This is a genomic window from Pseudemcibacter aquimaris (assembly GCF_028869115.1).
Taxonomy (GTDB): domain Bacteria; phylum Pseudomonadota; class Alphaproteobacteria; order Sphingomonadales; family Emcibacteraceae; genus Pseudemcibacter; species Pseudemcibacter aquimaris.
Genome location: NZ_CP079800.1, coordinates 3,123,746 through 3,137,217 on the forward strand (window position 1 = coordinate 3,123,746; position 13,472 = coordinate 3,137,217).

Consider the following 13,472-nt stretch of genomic DNA (forward strand, 5'->3'; position numbering starts at 1 on the left):
AACGGGCAATTCTAAATCAAGAATGATTTAAAAAGACTTAACCCTTAAGCACATTCATCAATGTGGTGCCGAGTTCAGATGGAGATTCAGAAATATGAATACCAGCACTACGCATGGCTTCGATTTTATCTTCTGCACCACCTTTACCACCGGAAACAATCGCACCGGCATGGCCCATCGTACGGCCCGGAGGCGCTGTACGACCCGCGATGAAACCAACAACTGGCTTCTTCGTGCCTGATGCTTTAAGGAATTCAGCCGCTTCTTCTTCTGCTGAACCACCGATTTCACCGATCATGATGATTGATTCAGTTTCATCGTCATCAATGAAACCTTCAAGAACGTCAATGAAGTTTGTACCGTTTACCGGGTCACCACCGATACCAACACACGTAGTTTGACCAAGGCCAACTGCTGTTGTTTGCGCAACCGCTTCGTATGTTAGTGTACCAGAACGTGATACAACACCCACATTACCTTTAGTGTGAATGTGACCAGGCATAATACCAATTTTACATTCACCTGGTGTAATCACACCCGGGCAGTTAGGGCCGATAAGACGTGTATTTGAACCCTGAAGAGCACGTTTCACCTTAACCATGTCCAGTACAGGAATACCTTCTGTGATACACACTACAAGTTCAATATTTGCGTCAATCGCTTCAAGGATAGCATCAGCCGCAAATGGTGGTGGCACATAAATAACAGATGCGTTTGCTTCTGTAGCATGAACCGCTTCATCAACAGTGTTAAATACCGGAAGACCAAGATGGTCATTGCCACCTTTACCCGGTGTTACACCACCAACCATTTTTGTGCCGTATGCAAGTGCTTGCTCGGAATGGAAAGTACCCTGTGCACCAGTGAAGCCCTGACAAATTACTTTTGTTTCTGCGTTTACGAAAATAGACATTATTTGGCCTCCTTAACTGCTGCTACCACTTTCTCTGCTGCGTCTCCAAGATCAGAAGCAGAAATAATGTTAATGCCGCTATTGGCCATAATTTCTTTTCCTTTTTCAACATTTGTACCTTCAAGTCGCACAACAAGCGGAACAGTAAGTTCAAGTTCTTTCGCCGCTGCAACAACACCTTCCGCGATCACATCACACCGCATGATACCGCCAAAGATATTCACAAGAATGCCTTCAACATTCGGATCGCTAAGAATAATTTTAAAGGCTTCGGTCACACGTTCACGTGTTGCACCCCCACCAACATCAAGGAAGTTCGCAGGCTCGCCACCTTTAAGCTTAATGATATCCATTGTTGACATCGCAAGACCGGCACCGTTCACCATACAACCGATGCTACCATCCAGTTTAATGTAGTTTAGTTCGTGCTTCGCTGCTTCCAGCTCCATCGGATCTTCTTCTGTCGGATCACGAAGGTCTTGAACATCTTTATGACGGTAAAGCGAGTTACCATCAAAACCCATCTTGGCATCAAGCACGACAACATCATCGTCTGCTGTAACCACAAGCGGGTTAATTTCAAGCATTGCAGCATCTTTTTCCATGAATGTCTTATAAAGCGCAGCGATCACTTTTGCGACGCCGCCTGCTGCTTTACCAGTAAGACCCATGCCGAAAGCAACCTTACGGCAATGGAAACCAGAAAGACCACTTGCAGGATCAATCGTTACTGTAATGATTTTTTCCGGTGTTTCAGCCGCAACTTCTTCGATGTCCATACCGCCTTCTGATGAAGCGATAATGGCAACACGGCTTGTTTCACGGTCAACAAGGATTGACACATAAAGTTCATTGGCAATTGCACATCCGTCTTCGATGTAAACCTGATTCACTTCTTTACCAGCCGGGCCCGTTTGATGCGTTACCAGGTTCATTCCAATCATATCTGAAGCAACTGATTTTACTTCTTCTACTGATTTAACAACCTTAACGCCGCCGCCTTTACCACGGCCACCCGCATGGATCTGTGCTTTTACAACCCAAACCGGACCACCAAGGTCTTTTGCGACCTGCTCTGCCTCATCCGCAGTATAGGCAATACCACCATCAAGTACTGGTGCCCCATACTGTTTCAAAAGCTCTTTCGCCTGATATTCATGAATATTCATGTGCTTTTACCTTTTCCCTTTTAGAGATAATTTTAATTTTTAGCAGTTTTACGGGATAAGGATTAATAAAACCCTTATCCCATTTAACATCATATTAGCCAGCAAGTGACGGATCAATGTTTTTAACAGCGTCCATCAAACCTTTAACAGCGTCTACACTGTGGTCGAAGCCTGCTTTTTCTTCGTCAGTGAATTTAACTTCAACGATTTTTTCAACGCCGTTTTCACCGATGATACATGGAACACCAACATACATGTCGCTTTCACCGTATTCACCGTTAAGCTCAACCGCACATGGAAGCAGACGACGCTTGTCACCAAGATAACTTTCAGCCATCGCAATCGCAGATGTTGCAGGTGCATAGAATGCAGAACCAGTTTTAAGAAGACCAACGATTTCAGCACCGCCGTCACGTGTACGTTGAATGATTTGATCCAGTTTTTCCTGTGTTGTCCAACCCATTTCCACAAGATCAGGAATTGGAATACCGGCTACTGTTGAGTAACGTGCAAGAGGTACCATTGTGTCACCGTGGCCACCAAGTACGAATGCGTTTACGTCTTCAACGGAAACATTAAATTCTTCAGCAAGGAACAGACGGAAACGTGCACTATCAAGAACACCAGCCATACCAACAACTTTATTTGCAGGAAGACCTGAATATTTTTGCAGCGCCCAAACCATCACATCAAGTGGGTTTGTAATACAAATCACGAAGGCATTTGGTGCATGATCACGGATACCTTCACCAACTGATTTCATCACTTTACAGTTAATTTCAAGAAGATCATCACGGCTCATGCCCGGCTTACGCGGAACACCCGCTGTTACGATCACAACATCTGCACCGGCGATATCGGCATAATCCTGCGTACCTGACATTCTTGCGTCGAACCCTTCAACAGGTGAACTTTGTGCAAGGTCAAGCGCTTTACCTTCAGGAAGACCTTCTGCGATATCAAAAATTACAACATCACCAAGACCTTTAAGTCCTGCAAGATGTGCTAATGTACCACCGATTTGACCGCCACCGATCAATGCAATTTTTTTACGTGCCATGCTGTATTTACTCCTAGAATATGTATAGGCGGAAAAGGGTTTTTTCCTTCCCCGGAATTAATATAAGAATCTTTGCATTCGATTTACCTTGAAAACACTGTAAACGCAACAGTTTCTGTTCTTTTTTGGTCATATTTCTAAAGAATATTAACTTTAGATAGCATGACCTTTTGCAAGATATTCTTTTGACTGCATTTCCATCAGCCTTGATACTGTCCTTTGAAACTCAAAATGACCGTGTCCTTCTGCATATAACTCCTCTGGTGAGGCTTCCGCACAACAAAGAAATTTTACGTTATTTTCGTAAAGCGCATCAATGAATGTCACAAATCTTTTGGCTTCATTTCTGTTTTCCGGCCCGAGTTTTGGAATGCCAACCATAATGATAGTATGATACTTCCAAGCAAGCGCCAGATAATCCGCTGCCCCAAGGGCTGCCGCGCACATTTTCTTAAATGATACCACCGCAACCCCTCTTGATGCGACGGGAACATGCAGTATTCTTCCCTGCACCTCAATTTCCTCTGGCCCAACCTCGGATCTATCATCCACTTCATGATCGGTTAGTTTCCAGAATGATTCAGATAATGCCTTTGTTGCCTTCTCACCTAACGGATGATGGTAAACGGCCATACCTTTCATCCGTTCAAGCCTGTAATCCGTTGGGCCATCAAGCTGAATGATTTCTAACTTTTCTTTAATCATATCAATTGTTGGTAAAAACAATCCCCGATTGAGACCATCTTTATAAAGATCATCAGGAATGCGGTTTGACGTAAGCACTAAAATAACACCCCTATCAAATAACGCCTGAAACAACCGCCCCAATATCATGGCATCGGTCACATCGGTTACCTGAAATTCATCAAAACATAAAAGTGGACTATGCTCCGCAATTTGTGCGGCAAGTGGCGGGATTGGGTCATCTTCTTTGGTGCCGAATTTTTTTATCCGGTCATCCCCGGACATATAGCGCCAATCATGCATTTCTTGATGTATTTCAAGCATAAATGCGTGAAAATGCACGCGTCGCTTTTTACCAGGCGCAAGATCATAAAATAAATCCATCAACATGGATTTTCCACGACCAACATCACCATAAATATAAAGACCCTTTAAATGTGGGTTTTCTTGTTTTTTGCTAAATAGTTTGGATAACAGTTTTCTTTGACCATTATCGCTTTTTTCTTTTAATGCCTGATAGAGTTTTTGAAACTTCTGAACAACTTGATACTGAATGGGGTCTTCTTTTAATTCTCCCTTTTCCAGCATTTCATGATATAGTTGATCTGGTTCTGTCGATTTATATGTCATTAAATCAGTATTTTAATAGTTTTGTTATCATTTTGATAACTAATATAGGCTAATTTCCCGCAAATATATAACAAAGTTTACTTTGGGAGAAATATTATGAAATTGAGTTTTGATATACCTGTCTATAACAAAGAAGTCCGTGCTGCGGTACAGCAGGGGAAATCACACCCAGATTTCGAAGATAAATGGGCTGATATTCACATTATGACGGAAAGAGCCCATACCCCAGATGAAGCTTGGGCGCAATGTGAAAGAAAGCATCCGGAACGCCTTGGTTTTATTCTTGGGGATGCGGTTGACGCTCTATAAGAAAGAAATATACGAATGAGCAATTTTGAAAAAGTACGTGAAGCTCGTATGAGCGAGCTAAGAAACACAAAAATTTTTGAAGTCGTCATGTATAATACGGAAGTACGTGCTGCTGTCGAATTTGACGAACATCACCCGCGTTATGACGATGGATGGGCCGACCCCAGATACATTGAACTTCCCGCCCGCGACATTCGTGGCGCCATCCGTAAAATCAGATCGAAATACCCAAGGGTCAGAGGATTTAAAATCATGGCCATTACCGAAATTCCGGAATTCACCCACGAAGATCTGGTAATGAGATAATTCTATAAATTTTTACATATCTCTTTACAGATTATTTAAGGGTCTTTGGTACCATATTAACCATAAGACGAATCAAATGAGTATTAAGAGTTATGTTAAGCGTACCAAGAATTGAACAAAATATTTATGAGTTCTCCCTTTACAACCAAGATGTAAGAAACCTTGTAGAACAAGGTGAATCCCATCGTCATTATGATGACGAATGGGCAGAACAACGTTATGTGCAAATCACTGCAACTGACGAAAAAAAAGCGACAGTCGAAATTAACCGTCGCTTTCCTAAGTCAAATGGCTTTGTTTATACCAGTGTTGTCAAATTTATGGATTAATGATTTCGAGTGATGTTTCCGGCGTCAGTTTAGGCAACAATTCGAGCAAATGATCTTTTTTTAAAGAAACACATCCTTCGGTGCCTTTAAAATCATTGTCACTTAAATCGCGTGCCACATGCATGAATATTGCACTGCCCTTACCAGGAACAACTGGATCATCATTATACCCAAGTACAACAAGCACATCATATAAATCGTCATCACGCCATAAGTTTTCAGCACTAGCATGATATGGAAGCATCACCGATTTATTATAAGCCACATCATTTGGATCATCACACCAACCATCTTCGCGTATTAAAGCCATCATCGGCACCTGTGTATAAATGGGACCATCCAATTTATCATAACGATAATAAACACTGCGCAAGGCAAATTTTCCTGTTGGGCTTTTATGATCACCTTCAGCTTTATTGATTGTGATCCCTTCTTTGCCAAGCGCACAGGGGTATGTTTCTTCGCCCATCCTCAAAATGCCACGCGATGGATCTTTTGTGGTTGGTGTGACGGTAATATTCATTATTATTTATCCAGATCGTTTATTTCACGGTGAAGATTATAACTAGGCGAGGTCACATGCGCTTCCGCTGCCCTTAAGCGTCGTTCGATGTCGCGAAATTTATGGCGCACATCACGAACCGTGTTTGATGGCTCTGTTCTTACGCCTTTCCAGAATTCGCCTTCTCTTTTGCTTTCAAACATGTCCACTGGCTTTGCATCCAGGAAAATGGCAAGCAGGATATAACCCACGAGGATCAGACCGCCACCGAATAATCCAATAATAACGGTGGCAATACGAACAACCATCGGATCGATACCAAAATAATCGGCAATACCGGCACAGACACCGGAAATTTTCGCATTTTGCTTATCCAGATATAATTTTTTATATTTCGGCGGTTTTGAATTTCCGTACATTATTTCTTTCTCCAACCTGGTTCTTCAGCATCCAGAATTCGTTCGATATTAGTTATACGTGCATCAATTCGTTCTGCACTTTCCCAAAGATCAGCAAGAAGTGTTTCATCTTCGTTACTGATGGTTTTTGTTGATTTCCATCTTGTGATGTAATGAAGCAATATCCATATCGGGGCCACCACGACCATGAAAAGTATGCCAACAATTTCCATTTTTTATCCTTTCTCTAATCAGTGTCTAAAAGATACACTGATTTTTACTTCTTTTCATCCTTGGCATTCTTTTTCGCAAGCTTCGCTTTTAATTCTTCAAGCTCATCGGCGACATTTTCCGCTGCTTCTAGGTCAGCAAACTCTTCGTGCAATGATTTTTCACGACCCAGTTCCTGTGCCTCAACACGGCTTTCTGTTTCCTCAACACGTTTTTCCATTAAATGGAAACGGTTCATCACGTCTTCGATACGGTTATCATAAAGCTTTGCACGAACACGAAGCTGACTTTCAGCAGAGTTTTTGCGCTCTATAAGCGTTTTCTGCTTTTGCTTGGCTTCCTTGATTTTTGCTTCAAGGCGCACGATATCATCTTCGTATTTTTTAAGGGCTTCTTCTAAAGGAGCGCGGTCCTGCTCCAGTTCCTGAGCCAAGTCCACCAACTTTGATTTTTCAATGAGTGCTGCATTTGCAAGGTCCTCTCTATCTTTGCTTAACGCCAGTTCCGCTTTTGCAAGCCAGTCGTCTTCGACTTTCTTCAAGCGAACCAGATTTCTATCAAGTTCTTTACGGTCAGCGATAACACGTGCCGCAGAAGAACGCACCTCTACTAATGTATCTTCCATTTCCTGGATCATCATACGGATCATTTTGTCCGGATCTTCTGCCTTATCCAGCAGATGCGAAATATTTGAATTAATTATGTCAGTCAGGCGTGTAAAAATGCCCATGTTTATTCTCCGTAAATATATTGTCCCAACTCGGGGCCTTCACGATCTTATATTGCACAAGGCGTGCCAACTTTTGTTTTTTTGATTAACTTATTGAAATTATTGAATTAATTTTATTTTAGGTAAAAATTGACCCAAAACCAAAATTAAATAAATTATTATTAATTAGTATTTTTTATCATTTTTTGATATTTTTTTAACATGAATATTGATCAACAAATCATCATTGGCGAAAGTCCTGCTTTTTTAGAAATTATCGAACAAACAAGCAGCGCCGCCAGACATAATAGACCGGTTCTTGTGATCGGTGAACGCGGTACGGGTAAGGAACTGATCGCATCCCGTTTGCATTTCCTATCCCCCAGATGGGAACAAAATTTTGTTCAGGTTAATTGCGCGGCTCTTCCTGAAAATCTGCTTGAGGCTGAATTATTCGGCCATGAGGCTGGTGCCTTCACAGGATCACAAGGAAAACGCATTGGCCGTTTCGAAGAAGCCCATAAAGGCACATTGTTTCTTGATGAAATTGCAACCACATCATTATCAGCACAGGAAAAAATTCTGCGAGTTACCGAGTATGGAACATTCCAAAGACTGGGTAGCAATAAGACGCTCCATACTGATGTCCGCATTATTGGCGCAACCAATGTGGATCTTCCGTCACTTGCCGATATGGGTGATTTTCGTCATGACTTGCTCGACCGGCTTGCGCTTGATGTAATAACCCTTCCCCCTTTAAGACATAGAAAAGAAGACATCATTATTTTGTCATTTCATTTTGGCCAAAAGATTGCCCAGGAAATCGGATGGGAATCATTCCCTGGCTTTTCCCATGATTTGATTGATGAATTAATGTCATACGAATGGCCCGGCAATATTCGCGAACTTAAAAATGTCATTGAACGCGCCGTATATTACGCGTCCAATGAATTTGAACCCGTTAATCAAATAATGCTCGATCCATTTGCATCGCCATATAGGCCCAAAAGAAAAATCATGGAAACAGTGGAAAAAGAACATGAGGATGGTTTATATAACAAACCGGATGTTCTTGAGGGGCCCGTTGATTTCAATGAAAGCATCGAAAATTTCGAAAAATCATTGCTGATAAATGCATTAAAGCAAAATAAGTTTAACCAAAAAAATGCTGCGAAATTTTTGAACCTGAATTACCATCAATTAAGACACCAATTAAAAAAACATAATATATCATAATAAGGAATAAATCATGAAGATCGGCATATTAACCAGCGGGGGCGACGTCCCGGGTCTTAATGCCTGTATCAAGGCAATTGTCGAAGGCGCCGAGAAAAACGGCTGGGAAGCCGTAGGTATTAAACGCGGCTGGAAAGGGCTTCTTGATTATAATCCTGATGGCAATCCGGAACTGAATAGATCACTTTCCACGCCCCTTCATTCATCGGAATTACGGGGTATTGAAAATATCGGCGGTACGTTTCTCCATACTTCACGTTATAATCCCGTTCAAATTGATGAGGCATTCCTGCCTGAATTCTTAAAAGGGAATGTCCCAGCATCAAAATTTAAAAAAGGATCATTTGATTGTACGGATCATATCCTGAAAATTCTTGATCTCATGGAAATTGATGCACTTGTTCCCATCGGCGGTGATGGATCATTAAGATTCGCAGCGCACCTAACCCAACAAGGGTTTCCAGTGATCAGTATTCCAAAAACCATGGATAATGATGTTAATGGTACGGATTACTGTATCGGGTTTAGCACCTGTGTCACACGCTGCGTTGACAGCATTAATAAAATCAGAAGCACGGCTGCCAGCCATGAACGCATCGCAATCATCGAACTATTTGGTCGCCATAGCGGTGAACCTGCACTATTAAGCGGTCATATTGCATCCGCTGATAGGGTCTTAATCCCCGAAGTTCCCATTGACCTTAATCATTTTAGTGACCTGATTATCGCCGACCGCGTACGCAACACGAATAATTATGCCGTCGCCGTGGTTGCCGAAGGGGCGACTTTAAAAGATGGTAACAATGTCTATCAGGGAAAAAAGGATCAATACGGCAATGACAAACTTGGCGGTATTGGTGACTTGATCTACGAAGACCTTAGAAAAAATCATAAAGTCAGCGTGCTCACGCAACCACTTGCTTATTTACTTAGAAGCGGGGAACCGGATGCCCTTGATAAGCTTGTCGCCGGAAATTTCGGTGCCATGGCCGTTCAGCAAATTGAAAAAAACAATTTCGGTAAAATGACGGCAATCATTGACGGCAATTATGAACTGGCCAGCAATGATTGTGTGTTAACACCGCAGGAAAACCTGATCGTCAGCAATGTATATGACGTTGATAATTACCGTCCGGATATCAAAAATATCCTTGGACGCCCAATGTATCTATAGGGTTTTTAATTTTTCATCATCGTAAATTTCGCTGATATTAACGACAAAGAAAAATTCATTACTGCGTATCGCACGCCGGAAATAGGTTTGATCATCGCCGATCATATTATTCCACAATGTTTCAAAACTTTGTGCAAACGCACGCAATGGATATCTGAAATCGGTCCCAAGCCTTAAATCATTCATGGCATCAAGCGCGAGTATCTTGCCTTGCTGTTCTGTAACTGTCATCGGATAAGAATAAATGCCATTATAATAATTTGGTCCACGCGGTGTTGGCGGCACCGAAATTACACCGCCCGCATTACCATATGGATAATTTTCATTAAATGGCACCAAATGGTTGGTATATAAAAGCAACTGACCCTCATTGATACCTTCAGCTTTTAACGCTTCTATTAATGCATGGGTACTATATTGATGATCGGAATGCTGATCCAGTTTCGGGGAAGCTGTGATGATGATATCAGGCTCTATTTCATTTAATAAATAACGCATATTACCAACCAACGATTCCCAATTGTTTATACCAACAAGACCATCCGCAAGGTCGGCGAAATTTTGTCTTCTGAACGTATCCATATCCGACACATCAGTATAAAGACCATCAGCAACATATTCCCTGTCCGCTTCCATTTTTCTTAATCGGGCATCGTTATAGCCAAGATTGACGATTCGTTCCGGATCAACGCCACCAAGAATGGGAACCACCAAACTGTTCCAAGTTCTGACCTCACCCTTTTTTAAATAATGTGTGACCGGATCATCATAAATTTCATCATACATAAAGGGGCCAGCATCACCGGATGTGACCGTGGCGATATAAACATCATCATGATTTGAATAAAGGCCGAACGCTGCAATTTCCGCATCATCCGGATGCGGCGCAATAATCAGAACCGTTTTATTTTCAAGTTCAACATTTTCAAATTGATAAAGTGTTGTTTCACCGTTCGCGATATCAATATTTGTTCCATGCAATCTAATCTGAGTATTCCCAGATGCGACCAAATTAGTAATGTTTAGATATCGCGTTCCATTCGCCCCATGTTCCGTATACTGAACTTCAAGATCGTTCTTGCCAAACATTTGAATGGCCGGTTGAAACATTTTACCCAATATGCCTGAACTAACGTTCACTTTTAAAAACGAAGAATGATTGCGTCCGACCGTATCGGGAAAATCAACTCGTCCATTTTGAATATTGATCGTATGTGTTAACGCGTTTTTTTCATCCATTGGATAGGAATAATCCAAGGCAACATCATAATCATATAGAAGTGTTCTTGAAACAAGAAGAAAGCCAAATATGGATAGAATGGGGAATATGATCCAAACCACTAATATTTTTAGAAAATAATTCAAAACCTTCCTCCCATTATATTTTTTTAAAAACAGTAAAATAAAATAGGATATCCGTCACGAAAATATTTTTAGAACTATTCAGAAATTAAAAAAGCCCCCGGTAATACCGGAGGCTTTTTTAATGGAGCGGGCGATGAGATTCGAACTCACGACATTCACCTTGGCAAGGTGACGCTCTACCCCTGAGCTACGCCCGCTCAAAATCAGGGGAACACCATTTCGGTGTCTGTGCGGGGGATAATACAAAGTAATTTTTATAATGCAAGCCCTTATTACAAAAAAATTACGTTGGACCAAATAATTTCTTAAGTTATAAAAATAAAGCTTAACAACCCTTTGATTTCAAGGAATTAACATGCCCGCTACGGAACAGGATTTATACGCACTTTTCGATGAACTTGGTATCGAAACGAAGTTATTTCGTCACGCCCCGTTATTCACTGTCGAAGAGTCGCAAAATTTACGCGGTGAAATTGAAGGCGGTCATTGCAAAAACCTTTTCCTGAAAGATAAGAAAAATAATTTCATCCTGGCCGTCTTAAGCGAAGAACGAAAAGTAGATTTAAAAGCACTATTTAAATCAGACCACCTTAATGTGGGCCGGTTAAGTTTCGCAAGCGCTGATCGGATGGTAGATATGCTCGGAATTGAACCAGGGTCCGTTACCCCTTTTTCACTTATTAACGTAACACATAAAGACCTTATTGTTATTCTTGACAAGGGAATGATGGAACATGAATACCTGAATTATCATCCGCTTCATAACGAAGCGACCACCACCATTCACCGTGACGATTTATTGAAATTTATCGGGCATTTTGGATTCGATCCTATTATTATAGATTTCGATACACTTTAAAGAGAATTTAATTATGGAAAATACAGCAACGGGCACGGGCGCTATCATTTTTGATGCGGATATGTCCAATTTTATGCCGGACGTTATCGAACGATCAATGCAGGTTCCGGTCCTTGTCGATTTTTGGGCCACATGGTGCGAACCATGTAAAACCCTTGGCCCAATACTTGAAAAAGTTGTCAGTGAGGCCAATGGTGCGGTCGTCATGGCCAAGGTCGACATCGACAAAACACAGGAAATTGCAGCACAGATGCAAATCCGTTCAGTACCAACCGTTGTTGCTTTCATTGATGGCCGCCCTGTTGATGCCTTTGCTGGCGTAAAAACCGAAAGCGAGATTAGAGAATTCATTGAAAAAATCGCACCCGAGGTCGGACCGTCAGAATCAGCAAAATTAATTGAATATGCAGATCAGGCCTTTGAAGCAGAAAATTATCAAGAAGCTGGCGGCGCATATTCACAAGCACTGCAAATGGAACCTGATAATATCCAAGCCACCGCGGGTCTTGCCAATTCACTGATTAAACTGGGTGATCTTGAAAATGCTGAACAGGTATTATCAGGCGCTGCTGATAAGAATGACCCTGTTATTTCTGCGGCGCTCGCCGCACTTGAAACCGCAAAACAATTGGGTGATATCGGCTATCTTGATGCCCTGATCAAGGCGGCACAAGATAACCCGGATGATTATCAGGCAAAATTTGATTTATCACTTGCCCTATGGGCTGCGAATAAGCGCGATGAAGCCGCACAGGAACTGCTTGATATTATTGCAGCAGACAGAAGTTGGCAGGATGACGGCGCAAGAACACAACTGCTTAAATTTTTTGAAATGGCAGGCCCAATGGACCCATTTACTGTGGCCGCGCGCCGGAAACTATCAAGCCTATTATTTTCGTGATAAATAAATGACAGCCGCACCATTACCAGAAAGATTACCCATTTTCCCGCTTACCGGCGCAATGCTTTTGCCGCGCGGGTATTTGCCGCTCAATATTTTTGAACCACGCTATAAAGAAATGGTTGAAGTGGCCAGAAGCGGCAGTGGTATTATCGGTATGGTACAGCCATCCCAAGCAAAAATATCATCTTCACTTGAGAATAACGACCAATTCGGCACGGCGGAACGTGGTCGCCCATTATATGATGTTGGCTGCGCGGGACTGATTTCCAATTTCGAAGAAAGTAATAATGGTCAATATATCATTGTATTGACCGGGTTAAGACGCTTTAAGATTAAAAAGGAACTACCCAAAGAATATCAATTTCGTGAGGTACTCGCCGATTATTCACCCTATATGGAAGATGGTGATGATATCAGTCTTTTCGATGACGAATATAAAGACCCGTTCATTAGACTTTTAAATGAATATTTTAATGCCTTTGACATCGACATGGATGTTAACGAATTTTATGACATCCCCCACGAAGAACTAGTGAACTCAATGGCCATGATTTGCCCGTTCGAAGCATCCGAGAAACAATTGCTTTTGGAAAGCCCAACCTGTAAAACACGCGTTCAGATGATGATGCAATTAATGGATTTCAATCTTAGAAAACATGATATATCATCAGATAATATCATTCATTAAGGTAAC

17 protein-coding genes and 1 tRNA gene are annotated in these 13,472 nt (G+C 41.7%); 8 read left to right on the forward strand and 10 right to left on the reverse strand.

The window, feature by feature from the left end; all coding sequences use genetic code 11:
* Nucleotides 1-37: 37 nt before the first annotated feature.
* From sucD to zapE, 4 genes are all read right to left on the reverse strand, one after another.
* On the reverse strand, nt 38-913 hold the full coding sequence (gene sucD, locus KW060_RS14670) for a succinate--CoA ligase subunit alpha (protein WP_249036180.1): 876 nt from the start codon (nt 911-913) through the stop codon (nt 38-40).
* Nucleotides 913-2,082, reverse strand: a complete 1,170-nt coding sequence (sucC, locus tag KW060_RS14675) for an ADP-forming succinate--CoA ligase subunit beta (RefSeq protein ID WP_249036181.1) — start codon at nt 2,080-2,082, stop codon at nt 913-915. The genes sucD and sucC overlap by 1 nt, the downstream gene beginning before the upstream one ends.
* A gap of 94 nt (nt 2,083-2,176) precedes the next feature.
* A complete protein-coding gene (gene mdh / locus KW060_RS14680; RefSeq protein WP_249036182.1) occupies nt 2,177-3,142 on the reverse strand; it encodes a malate dehydrogenase in 966 nt (321 codons plus the stop codon).
* A 153-nt stretch (nt 3,143-3,295) separates the two neighbouring features.
* Entirely contained in the window at nt 3,296-4,456 is a 1,161-nt protein-coding gene (gene zapE / locus KW060_RS14685) for a cell division protein ZapE (protein WP_249036183.1), read from the reverse strand.
* A gap of 96 nt (nt 4,457-4,552) precedes the next feature.
* On the opposite strand from zapE, the gene KW060_RS14690 reads away from it, so the two are divergent.
* From KW060_RS14690 to KW060_RS14700, 3 genes are all read left to right on the forward strand, one after another.
* Entirely contained in the window at nt 4,553-4,765 is a 213-nt protein-coding gene (locus tag KW060_RS14690) for a hypothetical protein (RefSeq protein ID WP_249036184.1), read from the forward strand.
* Between the two features lie 15 nt (nt 4,766-4,780).
* Nucleotides 4,781-5,071 carry a hypothetical protein gene (locus KW060_RS14695; RefSeq protein ID WP_249036185.1) on the forward strand — a complete coding sequence of 97 codons (291 nt, stop codon included), beginning with the start codon at nt 4,781-4,783 and terminating at the stop codon, nt 5,069-5,071.
* A 92-nt stretch (nt 5,072-5,163) separates the two neighbouring features.
* The gene (locus KW060_RS14700) at nt 5,164-5,400 is read left to right on the forward strand and encodes a hypothetical protein (protein WP_249036186.1); all 237 of its coding nucleotides are present in this window, start codon (nt 5,164-5,166) and stop codon (nt 5,398-5,400) included.
* On the opposite strand, the gene KW060_RS14705 is transcribed toward KW060_RS14700, so the two are convergent.
* The 4 genes from KW060_RS14705 to pspA are packed head-to-tail and all read right to left on the reverse strand — an operon-like array spanning nt 5,390 to nt 7,261.
* Nucleotides 5,390-5,923, reverse strand: a complete 534-nt coding sequence (locus KW060_RS14705) for a L,D-transpeptidase family protein (protein WP_249036187.1) — start codon at nt 5,921-5,923, stop codon at nt 5,390-5,392. The genes KW060_RS14700 and KW060_RS14705 overlap by 11 nt on opposite strands.
* Before the next feature lie 2 nt (nt 5,924-5,925).
* Complete coding sequence (gene pspC, locus KW060_RS14710) at nt 5,926-6,321, reverse strand: envelope stress response membrane protein PspC (protein WP_249036188.1); 396 nt, start codon at nt 6,319-6,321, stop codon at nt 5,926-5,928.
* On the reverse strand, nt 6,321-6,533 hold the full coding sequence (pspB, locus tag KW060_RS14715) for an envelope stress response membrane protein PspB (RefSeq protein ID WP_249036189.1): 213 nt from the start codon (nt 6,531-6,533) through the stop codon (nt 6,321-6,323). Before pspB ends, pspC begins: the two co-directional genes overlap by 1 nt.
* A gap of 44 nt (nt 6,534-6,577) precedes the next feature.
* Nucleotides 6,578-7,261, reverse strand: a complete 684-nt coding sequence (gene pspA, locus KW060_RS14720; protein WP_249036190.1) for a phage shock protein PspA — start codon at nt 7,259-7,261, stop codon at nt 6,578-6,580.
* 201 nt (nt 7,262-7,462) lie between these two features.
* On the opposite strand from pspA, the gene pspF reads away from it, so the two are divergent.
* Together pspF and KW060_RS14730 are read left to right on the forward strand one after the other, a co-directional pair.
* Nucleotides 7,463-8,476 carry a phage shock protein operon transcriptional activator gene (gene pspF, locus KW060_RS14725; protein ID WP_249036191.1) on the forward strand — a complete coding sequence of 338 codons (1,014 nt, stop codon included), beginning with the start codon at nt 7,463-7,465 and terminating at the stop codon, nt 8,474-8,476.
* Nucleotides 8,477-8,489: 13 nt separating this feature from the next.
* The gene (locus KW060_RS14730) at nt 8,490-9,650 is read left to right on the forward strand and encodes a 6-phosphofructokinase (RefSeq protein ID WP_249036192.1); all 1,161 of its coding nucleotides are present in this window, start codon (nt 8,490-8,492) and stop codon (nt 9,648-9,650) included.
* On the opposite strand, the gene KW060_RS14735 is transcribed toward KW060_RS14730, so the two are convergent.
* Nucleotides 9,645-11,015, reverse strand: coding sequence for a PIG-L deacetylase family protein (locus tag KW060_RS14735; RefSeq protein WP_249036193.1), 1,371 nt, complete (start codon nt 11,013-11,015; stop codon nt 9,645-9,647). The two genes, KW060_RS14730 and KW060_RS14735, sit on opposite strands and share 6 nt — an antisense overlap.
* A gap of 122 nt (nt 11,016-11,137) precedes the next feature.
* A tRNA-Gly gene (locus KW060_RS14740) sits at nt 11,138-11,212 on the reverse strand.
* A gap of 158 nt (nt 11,213-11,370) precedes the next feature.
* Between KW060_RS14740 and KW060_RS14745 the strand changes: the two genes are divergently transcribed.
* Genes KW060_RS14745 through KW060_RS14755 form a run of 3 tightly spaced genes read left to right on the forward strand, consistent with a single transcriptional unit; the run spans nt 11,371 to nt 13,466 of the window.
* On the forward strand, nt 11,371-11,874 hold the full coding sequence (locus KW060_RS14745) for a prolyl-tRNA synthetase associated domain-containing protein (RefSeq protein WP_249036194.1): 504 nt from the start codon (nt 11,371-11,373) through the stop codon (nt 11,872-11,874).
* Nucleotides 11,875-11,887: 13 nt separating this feature from the next.
* Entirely contained in the window at nt 11,888-12,775 is an 888-nt protein-coding gene (gene trxA, locus KW060_RS14750) for a thioredoxin (RefSeq protein WP_249036195.1), read from the forward strand.
* A gap of 7 nt (nt 12,776-12,782) precedes the next feature.
* On the forward strand, nt 12,783-13,466 hold the full coding sequence (locus KW060_RS14755; RefSeq protein WP_249036196.1) for an LON peptidase substrate-binding domain-containing protein: 684 nt from the start codon (nt 12,783-12,785) through the stop codon (nt 13,464-13,466).
* Nucleotides 13,467-13,472 lie beyond the last annotated feature (6 nt).